14 protein-coding genes are annotated in these 16,832 nt (G+C 40.4%); 3 read left to right on the forward strand and 11 right to left on the reverse strand.

What is annotated here, in order from left to right:
- Positions 1 to 282 precede the first annotated feature (282 nt).
- From CCS02_RS05095 to CCS02_RS05110, 4 genes are all read right to left on the reverse strand, one after another.
- A complete protein-coding gene (locus CCS02_RS05095) occupies positions 283 to 1,179 on the reverse strand; it encodes a recombination-associated protein RdgC (RefSeq protein ID WP_012070576.1) in 897 nt (298 codons plus the stop codon).
- 2 nt (positions 1,180 to 1,181) lie between these two features.
- On the reverse strand, positions 1,182 to 1,760 hold the full coding sequence (locus tag CCS02_RS05100) for a thymidine kinase (protein ID WP_072839898.1): 579 nt from the start codon (positions 1,758 to 1,760) through the stop codon (positions 1,182 to 1,184).
- Positions 1,761 to 1,830: 70 nt separating this feature from the next.
- Positions 1,831 to 2,121: a LexA regulated protein gene (gene ybfE, locus CCS02_RS05105; RefSeq protein WP_100636009.1), complete on the reverse strand. Its 291-nt coding sequence runs from the start codon at positions 2,119 to 2,121 to the stop codon at positions 1,831 to 1,833.
- Between the two features lie 101 nt (positions 2,122 to 2,222).
- Positions 2,223 to 4,307: a carboxy terminal-processing peptidase gene (locus tag CCS02_RS05110; RefSeq protein ID WP_232728825.1), complete on the reverse strand. Its 2,085-nt coding sequence runs from the start codon at positions 4,305 to 4,307 to the stop codon at positions 2,223 to 2,225.
- 87 nt (positions 4,308 to 4,394) lie between these two features.
- On the opposite strand from CCS02_RS05110, the gene CCS02_RS05115 reads away from it, so the two are divergent.
- Positions 4,395 to 5,693: a M18 family aminopeptidase gene (locus tag CCS02_RS05115; protein ID WP_100636010.1), complete on the forward strand. Its 1,299-nt coding sequence runs from the start codon at positions 4,395 to 4,397 to the stop codon at positions 5,691 to 5,693.
- 79 nt (positions 5,694 to 5,772) lie between these two features.
- Here the strand turns inward: CCS02_RS05115 and CCS02_RS05120 are convergent, their stop codons facing one another.
- Together CCS02_RS05120 and CCS02_RS05125 are read right to left on the reverse strand one after the other, a co-directional pair.
- On the reverse strand, positions 5,773 to 7,101 hold the full coding sequence (locus CCS02_RS05120) for a TolC family outer membrane protein (RefSeq protein WP_072839902.1): 1,329 nt from the start codon (positions 7,099 to 7,101) through the stop codon (positions 5,773 to 5,775).
- Between the two features lie 196 nt (positions 7,102 to 7,297).
- Positions 7,298 to 8,554, reverse strand: a complete 1,257-nt coding sequence (locus CCS02_RS05125) for a hypothetical protein (protein ID WP_100636011.1) — start codon at positions 8,552 to 8,554, stop codon at positions 7,298 to 7,300.
- 117 nt (positions 8,555 to 8,671) lie between these two features.
- Between CCS02_RS05125 and xni the strand changes: the two genes are divergently transcribed.
- Complete coding sequence (xni, locus tag CCS02_RS05130; RefSeq protein ID WP_100636012.1) at positions 8,672 to 9,463, forward strand: flap endonuclease Xni; 792 nt, start codon at positions 8,672 to 8,674, stop codon at positions 9,461 to 9,463.
- Positions 9,464 to 9,565: 102 nt separating this feature from the next.
- On the forward strand, positions 9,566 to 11,047 hold the full coding sequence (gltX, locus tag CCS02_RS05135; protein ID WP_100636013.1) for a glutamate--tRNA ligase: 1,482 nt from the start codon (positions 9,566 to 9,568) through the stop codon (positions 11,045 to 11,047).
- 113 nt (positions 11,048 to 11,160) lie between these two features.
- Here the strand turns inward: gltX and CCS02_RS05140 are convergent, their stop codons facing one another.
- From CCS02_RS05140 to CCS02_RS05160, 5 genes are all read right to left on the reverse strand, one after another.
- Positions 11,161 to 13,047 carry a methyl-accepting chemotaxis protein gene (locus CCS02_RS05140; protein WP_100636014.1) on the reverse strand — a complete coding sequence of 629 codons (1,887 nt, stop codon included), beginning with the start codon at positions 13,045 to 13,047 and terminating at the stop codon, positions 11,161 to 11,163.
- 242 nt (positions 13,048 to 13,289) lie between these two features.
- Complete coding sequence (locus CCS02_RS05145) at positions 13,290 to 13,604, reverse strand: DUF3301 domain-containing protein (protein ID WP_100636015.1); 315 nt, start codon at positions 13,602 to 13,604, stop codon at positions 13,290 to 13,292.
- A 271-nt stretch (positions 13,605 to 13,875) separates the two neighbouring features.
- Entirely contained in the window at positions 13,876 to 14,412 is a 537-nt protein-coding gene (locus CCS02_RS05150) for a flavodoxin (protein ID WP_072839908.1), read from the reverse strand.
- A gap of 23 nt (positions 14,413 to 14,435) precedes the next feature.
- On the reverse strand, positions 14,436 to 15,323 hold the full coding sequence (locus CCS02_RS05155) for a helix-turn-helix domain-containing protein (protein WP_100636016.1): 888 nt from the start codon (positions 15,321 to 15,323) through the stop codon (positions 14,436 to 14,438).
- 135 nt (positions 15,324 to 15,458) lie between these two features.
- Complete coding sequence (locus CCS02_RS05160) at positions 15,459 to 16,832, reverse strand: sigma-54-dependent transcriptional regulator (protein ID WP_100636017.1); 1,374 nt, start codon at positions 16,830 to 16,832, stop codon at positions 15,459 to 15,461.

Below are 16,832 nucleotides of genomic sequence, written 5' to 3' on the forward strand. Positions count from 1 at the left end.
TTGAGAGTTTTAAATACGAGGGTTGCTTAACATAATCCATCTTACTTAACTTATCTTAAGTTTCTATTAAGGAGGATGAGTTTAAGTAGAAATTAATATCGGATTTAAGTGGTATTTTGTTGAATTTAGCTTTGACAATAAGGATGGATTATACCTGTTCAAATTGGTGCATTTTGGATCTTTGTGGCAAGAGCGCCTTGTTGTCTAGCTTACCCAATGTTCTCCCCAAGCTTATCCACGAAATCTGTGGAAAAGGTTGGGGAGCTAAGAAAATACGGTTTTTTAATTGATCTCAAACCATAAGCAGTAAGATGCAAAAAATTCTCTCATAGTCAATGACATTAGGGAGAAGTTAGCGTCCATATCTGATAAGCCACCACCTTGAGAATCATTAAACGCAGCTTCTTTTAATGCATCATCAAATTTGATTTTGCGTAATGTCAGATCTTCATGCAGAACGAAGCTTAATTTGTCAGTCCAGCGCAGGCCTAGGTTTTTAACCGCCATGCCTTGTTGTAAATGACGAGTTACGTCTTCAGATAAAGGCTCTAGAGACTTAAAACGAATGGTAGCTTTGTCTTCAGAAGAGTCTTGGATCTCACATTCATCACCGGTTTCTAGGCTGGCAGGCACTTCATTTTTAACCAACCAATCTGTCATCAATGAAGATGGCGAAACTTGCGCTTGCAATGGGGTCATTGGGAAGCTGCCAAGAGTGGTTTGTAGGTGCTTAAATAATTGCTCTGTCATGCTTGCATTGGTGCTGTTGAGAACCAAAATTTTAGCTTGTAGATCAATGTATGCCCAGATGTCTGTACGCTTTGAAAAAGCCTTCGGACGAAGTGTGAAAACCAGTTCGTCTTTCATGTCTGATTTTTCTTTACGACCGACTTTGCGTCCTTCTATTAGCTCGATTTCAGCTACTTTAGCTTCTAGTTCTTCACGTACTACGGCAGAAGGTAAGACTTTTTCTTCTTTGCCTGCGCGGAATAGTAAACAGCGATCACTGGCTAGGCTCCATTGTTCGCTGTTACGGATGAGCGGTAACCAGCCGAAAGAGAACTCTTCCTGAGAGCCGCATTCTTTTAATGGGAACTCAGGAATCTTGTCGATCAATTCATTTGTATCTAGTGATTCGGTGTCTTTCAATTGGAAAATTTGGGCGTTCTTGAACCACATAATTAGTCTCTCACGGCTTCTTTAAAGTGTTTTCGGCAAACGGACAAGTAACGGTCATTGCCGCCTATTTCTACTTGTGCGCCTTCTTTAACGGGGATTCCTTGTGCATTGAGTCGAATGACCATGGTGGCTTTGCTGCCACAATGACACACGGTTTTTAATTCTATTAGTTTATCTGACCAGGCGAGTAATGCCTTGCTGCCTTCGAATAGTTCGCCTTGGAAGTCAGTACGAATACCAAAAGCCAGAACGGGAATACGCAGTTTATCAACGACTTCTGAAAGATCGTAGACTTGTTCTTTGGTTAAAAATTGTGCTTCATCTATCAATATGCAGCTTAATGCTTTTGGCTGATTTTCATCTTTGACTAAAGTGATGAGGTCAGTATTGCTATCAAATAGGCTGGCTTCTGCCGATATACCAATTCGTGAGGCAATTTGCCCTGTTTCAAATCGGTCGTCTATCGATGCTGTAAGGAGTAAAACCCGCATACCTCGCTCTTGATAGTTATGAGCGGATTGCAATAGAACGGTGGATTTTCCAGCGTTCATTGCCGAGTAGTAGAAGTACAGTTTGGCCATATTAAGTCTGTTTATTAGCTTGCTGTTTAATTTGGCTGGTGAGTATAGCAAATCAATATAGTGAATGGCCTTATTTTTTGGATCTTGCGCTTTTGGGTTTATCTAGACTTTTGTTTATTTGCAAAGTTAGCCATTCTGCGCGTTTTAAACCATTTATCTCACAGAGTTTATCCAGCTTATCGATAATGTCTTGCTCAATGATTAGTTCTAAACGCTTTAGTCCCTGAGCTTTTTCTTTCTCTCGTTGTGCTCGTTTATTGATCTTGAGCTGGTCTTTTCGAGTGAGAGGTTGGGTGCGAGGGCGGCCAGGGGATTTACCAAATAGGTCGATTGTATTCCGGTCGGATGACGCTTTTGCCATGGTGTAATGTTCGTATCAATGGATTAATGATTTAGATTGCGCATAAAAAATAAGAACGAAAAACAGTCAAATACTGTTTTTCGTTCTTTATGTTTTATCTTTTAGTTTTGCGCTGTTTTCTTTTCTGCTTGTTTTTCTGCCATTTGGTTGGTAGCAATAAAGTCTAATAGGATTTCAGACGCTTCTTTTGCATAAGTGTCTTCTTCTATCGGTTTAATGTCTTCAACCGAAGTGAGTAGTTCTAGTCCTAGCGCTTTGCGGCGAGTGTTTTCACGTTCTAGCTCGCTTTTTTTATTGTCTTCTCTTTGTTGTATGCGAGTGCTTTCTTTTAAAGAAATAGTTTTATAGGTCTCAACTTGTTTTTTGAACTCTCCTATTTGTTCATTAATCGCAACGAAGTTAGGATCTTTAGCCATTCTGGCTTCATGGCGTGGTTCTAAAATAGGCAGGTAAGCTGGCATATTCCAATAAACTGGATAGCGAGTTTCGTGGATTTTATCCCAAGGTAAAGGGTTGTCTAGCGCACTTTCCCCAATGGTTTCTTTATCAATCAAAGAAGGGAAAGCTATGTCTGGCATAACGCCTTTATGTTGTGTGCTTTCTCCAGATACTCTGTAGAATTTAGCCTGAGTAACTTTAAGCTGCCCTTTATCCATATCTTGCAATACTTGAACCGTGCCTTTTCCGAAGGTTTGATCGCCAAGAATTAGAGCACGCCCGTAATCTTGTAAAGCGCCCGCAACAATTTCAGAAGCGGATGCACTCATACGGTTTACTAAAACAGCCATTGGGCCACTGTAAACTATGGCTGGATCAGAATCGCCTAATGGCGTGACTCGTCCACTTTGGTCGCGGATTTGTACTGTCGGGCCAGATGGAATAAACAATCCTGCTAGGGCATTGGCTTCTTGCAGGGAACCGCCACCGTTATTTCTTAGGTCAAGAATTAATGCCGAAATACCTTCTTTACGCAGCTCTTCTATGAGTTCTTTTGTGTCTCGAGTAGAGCTTTTGTAGTTTTTGTCGCCAGCTTGGATTGCGGCAAAATCAGAATAAAAAGTCGGCAAGGTAATTACGCCTACTTTGTATTTTTCGCCATCACGCTCCACTTCAACGATTTCTTTTTTGGCGGACTGATCTTCAAGCTTCACTTTTTTACGCACAATGCTAATGCGCTTACTCGTTTGAGTGTCGCCTTTACTTGGAGTAACTTCCAGTATTACTGTAGTGTCTCTTTCGCCACGAATCATATCAACAACATCGTCAAGACGCATACCAACCACATCGACCATAGGTTTGCCTTCTTGGCCTACCGCAATAATTCGATCGTTAGGGGCAAGGTCGCTTTGGGTTGCCGCTGGACCACCAGGAACCAAACGCACGACTTTGGTGTAGTCATCTTCCATTTGTAGGACCGCACCAATGCCTTCAAGAGATAGACTCATGTTGATATTGAAAGCTTCTGATGCGCGTGGCGCAAAGTAGTTGGTGTGAGGGTCTAGTGCCGCAGTGATTGAGTTGGCAAAAATTTGATATACATCGACAGCATTAGTTTGGTCGACTCGTTTTATTTGGTTTTTATAGCGGCGCTCAAGTGTTGAGATGATTTTCTCTTCGCTTTCGCCGTTGAGCTTCATGGTTAACGCACGGTTTTTAAGACGTTTACGCCAGTAGTCATCAAGCTCTGCTTCGGTTGTTGCCCATTTTTGGGCGTCTGGGTCTGCATTAAGTGTTTCATCAATTTCATAATTGAAACCTTTGATCATCTCTGGTAGATGGTCTTGAAGGTTTAGAAGTCGTTTTTCTAAACGCTCAAGGTAAAGGTTGTAAATGGTGTAAGCAACCGTAGTGTCACCGTCTCTTAAAGCATCGTCAAAGCTGTTTCTATATTGAGATAGCTTATCTATGTCGCTTTTAAGGAAAAAGCTTTTGCTCGGGTCTAGAGCATCAATATAGTAATCAAAGGCTTTTGCTGAAATGGCATCATCAATGTGAGGTCTGTTATAATGGATGCCTTCTAACATCTCAACGAGTTCTTTTGATACTTTGTCGTATTCATGAGGAGGCTGTAGCTCCTGATAAGCGGACGCAGGTGTTGAGGCAAAGGTATAGCCGGTTAAAAGGCAAAGCAAAAGGCGTTTATAGTTCATCCGGTATGGGCTCTCTCTGTCTATTTTATACGTCATTGGTAAAATCATATTAGACACTGGGCTGTAAGGCTAGCCAAAGTGTTAAAAAGTCACTTTTTTAAAGCATTCTGCTTATAGGACACTATGGAATTTTCAAATTTTAACGACTCTTTACTGTCATTTCTCCAATCTTCTCCGACACCTTTTCATGCAACCACTAGTATGCGCTATGCTTTGCTAGCAGAAGGTTTTACTGAATTGTTAGAAGAAGACGATTGGGTAATAGAAGAGGGCGGGAAGTATTTTGTCACACGCAATGAATCCTCTTTAATTGCCTTTACTACGCCACAACTCAATTTTAGCCAAAGTGGTTGGCGAATGATTGGAGCTCATACTGACAGTCCTTGTCTGAAATTGAAACCTAATGCGCAAGTTGATCGCTTTGGTTATCACCAGTTAGGTGTTGAAGTGTACGGTGGGGTTTTGCTTCACACTTGGTTAGATAGGGATTTATCCATTGCGGGTCGCATTACGCTGAAAACCGAAAGTGGCGATATTATTAGTCGCTTGGTGGATTTTAAAGATCCAATTGCAGTGGTGCCTAATTTAGCTATCCATTTGAATCGGCAAGCAAATGAAGGTTTTTCTGTTAACCCTCAAGAAGAAATGTTGCCAATTTTGTGTGGTGCTGAAAACGAGTTTGATCTGCATGAGCTGTTAAAATCTCAACTTAAGAAACAATATGCAGATTTGGCTATAGATACGGTTCTTGATTTTGAATTGAGCTTATACGACACACAGCCTCCTGCTCTGGTTGGTTTGCACAAAGAATATATCTGTTCAGCACGTTTAGATAATTTGCTGAGCTGTTTTGTCGGTTTATGTGCTTTGTTGGATTCGGACCAACAGCGTCCTAGCTTGCTTATTTGTACTGATCATGAAGAGATTGGTAGTTTGTCTGCTTGTGGTGCAAATGGACCATTTTTAGAAGATGTATTGCGTCGTCTAACACCGAATCCTGAGCAATATGTTCAGGCGATTCAGCGTTCTATGCTGGTTTCTGCTGATAATGCTCATGCTTTGCATCCAAACTATGCTAATAAGCACGATAAAAATCATGCGCCCTCTATTAACAAAGGTGCGGTTATTAAAGTAAATGCCAACCAGCGTTATGCAACAAATAGTGAAACAGCGAGCGTGTATCGAGACATTGCTGCTGAAGAGAATTATGAGGTTCAATGCTTTGTTGTTCGTAGTGATATGGCTTGCGGTAGCACGATAGGGCCAATCACATCAGGCGAAATAGGTGTGCCGACTATTGACATCGGTTTGCCAACTTTTGGTATGCATTCTATTCGCGAATTGGCGGGTAGTCGTGATGCTTATGGTTTGTATAAAGTACTGACTCGTTTTACAAAACGAGAAAAACTGATTGCTCGCTAAGTTAATTAGACTAGTAGAGTAGAAAAAAAAGCCGTAAAACATCGTTTTACGGCTTTTTTTCATGATCAGAAAAGCTAAGTTAGTTTTTAGCGACTAACCATTTGTCCAACTCTTTGATCTTGTCTTCAGTAAGATCGCCAGTTGCTTCTAATAGGTTTAGTTTTTTTACTACAAAGTTGTATCTATATTGTTCGTAGGTATTTTGCGCATCATATAGATTTGATTGAGCGTCAAGCAATTCTACAAGGTTGCGCGTACCAACATCGTATCCTGCTTTTGTGGCTTCAAGCGCGCTAGTACGAGAACGAATTAGTTGCTGTTGAGCATCAATTTGAGCAACCGCGGTTTGCAGGTCAAGGTATAGACTACGGATATTAAGCTCGATAGTTTGTAATGAGCTTGCTCTTTGCTCTGTAGTCGACATTGCTTGTGCTGTTGCTTGTCTAACAGAAGCATTTATTGCACCACCACTGTATAGCGGGATACTAACACCTAGCCCGATAGATGACGTATTTGTCGCACCATCATTCATTGAGGATGGTGCACTGCTGCTATAATCGTTATCCGTTCGAGATAAAGAGCCCGTTATTGATACGGTAGGAGTACGTCCATTGGCTTTCTGGATGTTAATGTTATTTTCTGCACTTTTTACAGAAAGGTTTAAAATTTGTAGTTCTTTATTATCAATACGGGCTTTTGCAATTAAAGAGTCAACCGTCATATTTGGATCAAGGCTGATTGGGTAGTCTTTTGATAATTGAGGAATGGTTTTTATTTCTTGTCCTGTTCTTTGGTACAAGGCTTTTTGTGCATAAGACACACTTGAACGAGCGCTTAGCTCTGTAACACGAACAGAGTCATATTCAGCTTGAGCGTCTTGTAAGTCTGTAATAGATGCCAAACCTACTTCATATTGTTTCTTTGCACGATCTAGCTGGCTTGCTGTACTTTTGACTAAGGCTTCGGTTGTCTGCAATGTAGACTGTGCAATTAGAAGATCAAAGTATTCGGTCAAGGTAGTAAGTGCTAAGTCTTCTTCTGAATTATTAAAGCTAATGCCTGCACTTTCTGAACTTATCTCTACTGCATCGACAGCGTAGTTAAGAGCTGGAGAGTATATTGGGTAGCTTAAATCTAAAGATAAACTGTTTGATGTGTTGTTGTAGTTGCTAGATGAGTTATCAGTATTGCTATAACCCAAATTGCCATTAAAGCTAATACTAGGGTATAGATTGCCTTTAGTGACTGTTACACCTTCTTTTTCTGCTTGATAGGTTGCTGCTGCAGCTCTTAAACCTGGATCATGTTGTTTGGCAAGTTTGTATACTTCGTAAATGCTTTCTGCATGGGCAGTCGTACTACTTAGAACGGCTGCAGCGATGAGTGATGGTATAATATGCTTTTTCATAGATCTCTGTGGGCTCGTAGTATGAAATATAGTTATAATAGTACCTCAAGTTTTTCGCTTTCGGCAGTGTCATTCTTGCTATATCTATTATGACTACTGACCATATCATAACGAAATATTTTAAATAGACTTTGAATGTGAAAAATTAATGCAAGCGGGGCCGCTTTTTAGCCTATATTTTTCACATTCCTTCATCCTAATTTTTCACATCTATTTTATACGTAATAGTTTGTTTCGAGTTTGCTTGTATTTCCCCTGAAACGAGTAAACTATTTGCATTTATTGGTACTGCGTCATTGCCTTCTAATATATCTACAACACCATTAGTACTTTGTTCTATTGAATACTTTTGTGCTGTATTTGAGTGGTTTTCAATAGTGGCTTCCCAAACTTGAGTGCTAGGAAGTTTTTGAGATGAGGCACTAACCAAGGTTAAATAGCCAGTTATGTCTTGGCTTTTATTGGTCATGACGTCAACTGAGCTGCCTTCACGAACTGTCTCTAAACGGACTGTATTACCGGGAATAAGCAGATCTCCTCTTTTCCAAAATGTCTTGTATTCGCCTGGAAGGCCATTTTTTTCAAAAGAGAAGCTTAGGTTGTTATAGAAATTTAAGTCGATTTTTCCAGAACTATTACCATAAGTATAAAGCTTTGCTTTATGTGTTTGGCTATCTATATTGCTATCGCTGCTAGGTAAAGGAATTAAGGTGTTTGAATAAGGTGCGATTGAAAGTGTGCCACCACCCAGAGAATAGCTCACTTCATTATCTTGGTAATTTATGTCGGGTCTATCTGCGCTCATTGCAAGTGAATTGCGCTCTGCTTTGAAAAGCTGAGGAGCAGTACTTCGGGAGTAGTGAAGTAGGCTGTCTTGTACCTGGATGGTAGAGCTTGAATTGTTGTGAATAAGCGCTTGTTGAGAAACAGAAACCTTATCATTTTCGAAAATCAGACTGAGCTGTGGTGACCACGAAAGCTCGTTTGTTTGATAGCTAACCTTGTAGGGCGCTGTTTTATCGGCATCAGCTTTACTTTCAGGTTTTGTCTCCGCAGTACTTGGGTTTTCAAGCGGGATTAAGTAAAAGTCATCCATGGGTAATGTCATAGAAAACTCTTTATTGCTAAGCACAAAGGATCGAGTGTTGTTCTCGATTTTAGCCAGTGTGCCAGTGTAATTTAGATCTCTTTGTTTGTGTTCCACTCTTACTTTCTTGTTTATCAGATCAAACCAGTTAGCATTTAAGTTATTTTCTAAATGAGTGATTGGTGCGAAATTTTCTTGAAGCGGTAGTAGTGAGCCTGTGTTCGGAGTAAGGCTAAGTTGCTGGCTAGTTTCCACGATTTGACTATTATCTAAACCGATAACGGCATTGATCGGAGCTGCAAAAGCACTGTGAGCAGAGGCTCCTAAAAGAATGCTAAGGCAAAAATAGGCTGGTTGGTTGTTCATAACAGAGTCCTTTTGTTGGTTTTAACAGCACGCAAGTTGTCGTGATGAATCTTCTCTCATGGTACCCTATTAAATTCAAGTAAACGTCAAACAATGTAGCAAAAATAAGGGTTTGCAGTGGATAAAAAATTACTAATTATTGACGGATTGAATCTAATTCGAAGACTCTATGCAGCATTAGAATCAGAGCAAGATGCAACTCGTCGTATTGAGCGCACCCAAAGTATTGCGATTGAAGCCTTGGCGAAATTAACCCATCAATTTTTCCCTTCTTATGCTGTTGTTGTGTTTGATTCAAATGGTAAAACTTGGCGCCATCGAGTCTACCCAGAATACAAACTAGGCCGTGTACCTATGGATGATACCTTACTCGAATCCTTGCCAGACTTTGCTAAGGTATTTCGTTTCAATCATTTGCCTTGTTTGAGAATAGATGGTTGGGAGGCAGATGACCTTATCGCTACGTTAGCGGTGAAAGCGGCGAACAGCAATGTTAAATCCTATATTGTTTCAACAGATAAAGGTTTCACGCAGTTATTAGGGGATGATCGTATTCTTCAATATGATTACTTTGCCAAATTGGGTTACGACAAAATTTGGGTACCCGGTAAATATGGAGTGGAGCCTGAACAACTAACAGACTATTGGGCTTTAGTCGGTGATACCACCAACCGAATTCCAGGTGTAAAAGGTATTGGGCCGAAAACAGCATTAAGTATTATTAGTTTGTTTCCTACAATTGAAGAAATTTATGCCAATTTGCCGTCTTTTTCAGAGCGCATTCAGTCTATGTTAGCTGGTGGTTATGAGCAGTGTTTGCTGTCCCGTTCATTAGTTGCCTTGAAAACAGATGTGGAAATTGGGGTTCGGCTTTCTCAGCTTAGGTATATCGAAAGTAAAGTTGAGTGAATATCAAACTTCTAAGTAGAAAAGTTAGGTTCAACCCCTTACTCATATCTTATGAGACGCTTATAATAGCGGCATTTCAGACAACAAATAAATGAGATTTTTATGTCAGAGGTAAGAACACGTATTGCGCCGTCTCCAACTGGCGACCCGCATGTAGGTACAGCCTATATTGCGCTATTTAATATGGCTTTCGCACGTAAAATGGGCGGCAAGTTTATTTTACGTATTGAGGATACCGACCAAACTCGTAGTACACCTGAATCTGAAAAAATGATTTTAGATGCATTACGTTGGTTAGGTCTAGATTGGGCTGAAGGTCCAGATGTGGGCGGACCATACGGGCCATATCGTCAAAGCGAAAGAGGCGATATTTATGGTCAATATGCTCAAGAGTTGATCGATAAGGGGCATGCTTTTTATGCGTTTGAAACCACTGAAGAATTGGATCAAATGCGTAATGAACAAAAAGAGCAAGGTTTGCCACAAAAGTACGATGGTCGTGCTCTTAACCTGACTGCAGAAGAAGTGCAGGCAAAATTAGATGCAGGCGTTCCTTATGTTATTCGTATGAAAATTCCTGAAGAGGGCACATGTGTTGTTCAGGATATGCTTCGAGGCACAATCGAAATCGATTGGGCTCAAGTGGACATGCAAGTGTTACTAAAAGCAGATGGTATGCCGACTTACCATTTAGCAAACGTTGTTGATGATCATCTAATGAAAATTACCCATGTTATTCGTGGTGAAGAATGGATCAACTCAGCGCCGAAGCATATCTTGTTGTACCAATACTTTGGTTGGGATATGCCGACTTTGTGTCATATGCCTTTGTTGCGTAACCCAGATAAATCTAAGTTATCAAAACGTAAAAACCCAACGAGTATTTTGTACTATCAATGCATGGGGTATATGTCTGAAGCGGTAATCAATTACCTTGGTCGTATGGGTTGGTCTATGCCTGACGAGCGTGAAAAATTCTCGTTAGACGAAATGATAGAACATTTTGATATTCAGCGTGTTTCTTTGGGTGGTCCAGTTTTTGATGTTGAAAAATTGAGCTGGCTAAATGGTATGTGGATTCGTGAGAATCTAACCCCAGAAACCTTTGCGCAAAAATATGTTGAATGGGCGCTTAACCCTGAATATTTGATGAAGATTTTGCCGCTGGTTATTCCGCGTGTTGAAACTTTCTCAGATGTCGCTGATGTGGCTGGCTTTTTCTTAAAAGGTATGTTGCCAATTACCAAAGAGGATTTTTCTTCTATCAAGATGGAAGAAGAAACACTTCGTAAGGCCATGCAGTTCGCTTTATGGCGTTTGGAAGCATTGAACAAATGGGAAAAAGACGAAATTTTTAATGAGATGAAATCATTAGCTCAAGTGATGGAAATTAAGCCGAAAGACTTTTTTGCGCCGTTATTCGTCGCTATATCCGGAACGACTGCGTCGGTTTCTGTTTTTGACTCAATGGCGATTCTAGGCTCTGATATTTCTCGCGCTCGTATGCGCACCGCAGTAAATGTACTTGGTGGTCCTTCTAAGAAAGAAGCGAAGCGCTGGGAAAAAGAATACGCTGATCTATAAGATCAGCTGTTTTTAGCGACAATAATGCTAAAGAAATTTTGAACAAAAAAAACCGACTTTGATAGTCGGTTTTTTTTACGCAATTTATTAGATCAACCGTTTGCTTATTTACACTAACGAGTGGTGAAGACACTCGTCTTTTTGTCTAAGCTACTAACTTGATTGTGAATGTCACGGGTATTGCCTTCAATGCTATTAATATAGCTATTATCACGTTGAAGTTGCTGTGCAATTTTGTCCATTTCTTCACTCATGTGTACAGCTGTTTTTGCAACCTCTTGGATAGAGCGAGCCATATCAATGGAGGAAGCTGAACTTGTCTGAGCATTCTGTTCTATTTCACGAATGGCCAATTCTGCTTTTTCACTAAACTCTTCAATGGCATGTAGGCTTTCTTGACCACTTTGCATGGTTTCGATTGCTGTTTGTGTTGAAGATTGAATAGTGCTTACGATATCTGTGATTTTGGCTGTTGCATCAACTGTCTTCTCAGCCAGAGAGCGTACTTCATCGGCAACGACAGAGAACCCACGGCCTGCTTCACCGGCACGTGCTGCTTCAATAGCCGCGTTTAGTGCAAGGAGGTTGGTCTGATTTGCTAAGTCATTGATCATGCCTATAACGTTGTCGATATCTTTAGATAATTGGCCAAGCTCGTTAAGTTGCTCACTTGTTTTGTTGACAACACTAATAGTGCTAGAAAGATTCGATAACGCGCCCTTAATCGTTTCAGCACCAACTTTTGCAGATTCGTAAGTGTGTTGAGACTGGCTGCTTAAGTCTTCTGTTGTGCTAGAAATACTAGAAATAGTGGTGGATATTTCTTCTGTCGCTGCTGCTAGAGAGTTTGTTTGCTCACTAACGGAACGGTTGCTTTGTGCAATGTTAGTAACGGAAGTATTTAGTTCATTAACCATGTTGTTGACACCTTGAGTGGTATCCACAACTTCGCCAATTACTGAGCTTAGCCCCGTCGTCATTTCATTTACAGAGCTACATAAGGAATCAAATTCATCATTACGCTTTTTGTTAACGTGTAAACGAGCCGTTAGGTCACCACCTTTTACTTTACCGAGGTCCTTGATGATTTGATTAAGTGTACTGTTTACACTACTGCCAATCCCCATCATCATAAGCGCGGCAATGACAGCAACAACAATACTTACAATGATTAAGCTTATGCTAGCTTGTTGAGAACTTTCAGAAGCTTGCTGGCGTGCTTCTAGCACTGCTTTTTGCATGTATTCAACTGCAGCTAAACGAGTTTGAGCAAAATTTGCTTTACTGTCTAGAAACTGTGATTGTAGGTTTTTTAGCTGTTGGTTTTCTTTATCGAAGTTCTCAACAGCTGAAAAATACTTGTTAATAACTTCGCCGAAGCGCTCTTCAAGGCCGAAGTTAGTAACACGCTTATAAAATTTGTCATAACGTTCCATGAAGGCAGCTTTATTTTCAGGAACTGGTTCGAAGATAAAGTTTTTTTCGGCTTCTCGAACTGGCAGGAATTCTTGTTTCACTAAGCTTAGGAAAGAAATTTCTTCTGTTACTTTTTCACCTAATTGAGAGATCTCGCCTTTTAAACCAGAAGACCCATTAAAGCCAACTTTTTGTCTTTGATTGACAAGTAGCTTTAATGTATCGCTGTAGTTGGCTAAAGAAGAGGTAATGCTAGTTATGTTTTTCTTTGCTTCTGGATCTTGAAGAAGATTCGTATCGCCTTCTAGCGTAACCATGAACTTTTCATGGTTAGCATTTAGCTGCTCTAGAAAATTTTCGTAGGTGCTATTGTCAATGCCAGACAGTGTCTCGTATTCCTCCATTAAGGTAATAGCTAAAGATGCAAGATCTTTATCTACTGTGGTAAGGCGATCGAATTTTGAGGATGAGGTTTCTTGAACATTCAATCCTTGTAAAGCAACAGCAGTTACAACAACGAATCCAAGAATAGCCGCAATCAATAATGAGAGTAACTTGGTACGAAAACTAAGGTTTGCCAACATATTATATCCTGCACTTTTTTATTATAAATTGAACAAATAGACATTTTGCAGAGAGTCATCAAAACTCTTAGCCTTCATTAATGAGTCTATTAAAGCATTACAAATGTTTACTTAAGCATTCTATTTCTACTATGGCCTTATTTGCAATTAATTGACATAAAAATATAGATTTATCTTGTTGTGATAATGGCTGCGAATGTTATTTTTAGTATGTTTTTTGTTGTAAGGTAAATTTCGTTTGTCTAAAAGTCATGAGGGCTTAGCCATACATCTATTTTTTGGGTGCCAAGGTAGCTGATTTTTCCTTGATATCGTGCAATTCCACTGGAACTAAATTCAAACCTGTAGGTTCTTTTAATTTTTATTTCTCCTCGGTTCCAGATTGGTCTCCATTCTGCGCCAGCGACACTTTCCTCTAGTAGTTGTAGGTTGAGTGATTCACAGTGTTTTTTTGCGTTTATTAGAGCTTGCTCTCGAATGGAGGAATTTTGCCACCAAGCGTAGGCTACAGCGGAAATTAATAGAAGAATGATTATGTCGGAAAGCTGTAAGTTCATGTGCGCCAACTATTTGTTAAAGAGGTTTACGATCTTCTTTAACATCATAGCGAATAGTGACTAGAAAAAAATAGTCATAATAGAAAGAAATACGTGGCTACCTCCAAGCAGGAGAGAAAGGAGAGGTAGCCACGGTCTTCACGCTATTTAGAGCAAGTCGTAAAATTATCTCATTGATTAAAAGCTAAATTTGGGCATTCGGGGCAGCGAATGTGTGGGTAAACCAAATTTGAGTCGTTAGCTTTAATCAAATGGCCAGTCAGGCGATAATTTAGGCGGCTTCTACTGCTCTCTCTGCGTAAAGTTGGATGACCCACTGCTCGATGCGTTGATCAGTGAGTTCAAACTGTTGATCTTCATCAATTGCTAGGCCGATGAAGAATTCTTTGTTATCAACACAAGCTCTAGATGCTTCAAATTCATAGCCTTCTGTTGGCCATTGGCCAATAAAGGTTGCATTAGTTGGTAATAATTTTTCATATAGCCAACCTACAGCATCGACAAAATAATCGCCGTAGCCAAATTGATCGCCTAGTCCATATAGGGCTATGACTGTATCTTCAAGAGCCAGTTCAGCTAAATTGTCTCCAATGTCTTCCCAGTCGGATTGAATGCCGCCAAAATCCCAAGTAGGAATTCCCAAAATGAGCATGGAATATTGTTCAAGTTGGCTGAGTTCAATATCCTTGATATTGAATATATCTACTTGCTCGCCAAGTTCTTCCCATTGTTTGGCAATCTTGCGGCCAACTTCTTCTGTGTTGTTTGTATCTGTGCCGTAAATAAGGGCAATTGTTGATTGAGCCATGTGATGCCTTTGCTTTCTGTAATTTAGTGAATTTGTTTATATTGGTGGCTACTGACACCAAAGTGTTGGATAAAAGCTGCTTCGAACTGGTCTTCTGAAAAGCCACTTTGAGCAACAATATGAGATTTTGCCGTCGGGTTTTGTCTTAGTTGGGCTGCTGCGAATTTGATCCGGCTACGAGTGCAATAACTTTCGATAGGTTGCCCAACAATAAGGTTAAAGCCAATGGCAAGAGCTTCTGTATTAAGGCCAACTTGTTGCGCTAGATGTTTAATATTGAGAGTATCGTATTCCGGTGTTTCTATTAAATTTTGTGCATGGAAAAGTTTGCTTTGGCAGTCTTCACATTGTGATAAGTGACTGAGCATTTGTAGCTGCTCGATCAGTATAAATATAAGTGAATAGAGGTATCCAGCAAGGCTTATTGAGTGTCCCTTGTGTGCCAATATTGGCTCAATGGCACTGATGGTTCTTTCTGTAATAGGCAGCTGAATCACGGCGTTTTCATTGCCTAGTTTGTCTCGCATAGCCATAAAATGCTGGATGATTTGATCTTCTGTTTCACCTAGGACAGCTGCTAAATGGGCTGGACTAATTCGAGTTTGCAGTAGGCTGTATTCATCACCCTTTGCCATAAAGAAATGACCGTTAATGTTTTTCGGCTGATATGAAATCTGTACAGAATTAATATCTTTTGCCGTATTAATTGGCCCTGCTCCTAAAAAAGAAAAATAGAGTCCTGATCGTGCTTCTTCATGAAGTGAAACGTCTGCATTACTAATTAAGTGTTGGTTAAGTAATTGCAAATTTGGAAGTAGGGCAAGTAATTGTTTATGGCCAGATAGCCATGGCGCTACTTCTTCTTTGACTTTTCCTGCATTGTCATACACATCGCGCATGTTTAGTTGCATCGTATGTTGCCTCAATCTGATAATGGTTATCATTAGAGATTCTTTTTGCTTTCAATGCAAGTGATTCTCATTAAATATTTTATATGAGAATCACTTTATTCATATTTTTATCTGATATGTATTGTTTGGTGGGAGTCAGTCTAAGTAGTCTGTTCGATTCAGGCCGTATTTTTGCATTTTCTGATTGAGTGTTCTGCGAGGAAGCTGGAGTTGTTCTAACACAAGTTGAATATTGCCTTTTTGTTGTCGAATACTGGCTTCAATTAAGCTGCGTTCAAATTCTTGTACCTTCACGCTAAGTGGGAGAGGGGTTATGGTGTCTATATCGTCCTGAGCTTGGTAGCCAGCCAATATTTTTGCCACACTTGTATTAGGTTCAAGAGCATAACGCAGGGCAACGTTTCTAAGCTCACGAACATTTCCAGGCCATCCATACAAAGTCAATGTTTCATGATCGATTGGGCTGAGTTGTCTAAGATCTCCTCCGCGCTCTTTTACTGCTATTCGACAAAAATGTTCAAAGAGCAGTGGGATATCAGATCCCCGGTTGCGTAAATCTGGAAGATGTATTTGCGATACATTCAGACGAAAGAATAAGTCTTGCCTAAAGTTTTCTAGCGTCTGTAGGTCACTTTTTGCAGCCGCGACGACTCTTAGGTCTATCTTGATTGTATTATTACTACCAACTCGCTCGAGTTGATTTTCCTGCAATACGCGTAGCAATTTAATTTGCATCGCGAGTGGCATACTTTCTATTTCATCGAGAAATAATGTGCCGCCACTGGCATGCTCAAGCTTGCCAATCCTTTGCTTGTTCGCACTGGTAAAGGCGCCAGCCTCATGGCCGAATAGTTCGCTTTCAAACAGATCTGCTGGAATAGCGGCGCAATTAATGGCAACAAATGGATTGCTGCTTCTTGGACTGCAGTCGTGTAAAGCTTTTGCAACTAACTCTTTGCCACAGCCTGTTTTTCCGTAAACAATGACATGGGTGTCCATGCTGGCAAAGGTGCGAATTTGCTGTCTGACACGGATGATTTGCTCATTTTTACCAATAATGGTTTCTTCTAAGCCGTGTAAGTCGCCAAGGTACTGAGATTGGTTAGCATGTTGAAGTTGCACTTTTCTTAGTTGAATAGCTTTTTCAACAGTTTGTAACAACCTGTTTGGGTCAAAGGGTTTCTCAAGAAAATCAAAAGCACCGTCACGCAAAGCATTGACGGCGGTGTCAACGTCGCCATGTCCGGTAATAAGTATAAATGGAAGCTCATGTTCTTTGGTCAGGCAGTCGCTCATTAACGTTAAGCCGTCGATTGGCGTCATACGGATATCGCTGACGATAATGCAAGGTAGCCCAATGTTGAACTGATCGATTAGTTCTTGGGCCTCTTGAAATTCTCGTACGTTATAGTTTGATAAACGCAGCCACTGGGCGGTGGTTGAACGAACAATATCGTCGTCATCAAGTAGCCATATTTCAATGTGATTGTTGGTGTTACGGTTTTCCAT

This window comes from Marinomonas sp. ef1 (genome assembly GCF_002806845.1).
Lineage (GTDB): Bacteria > Pseudomonadota > Gammaproteobacteria > Pseudomonadales > Marinomonadaceae > Marinomonas > Marinomonas polaris.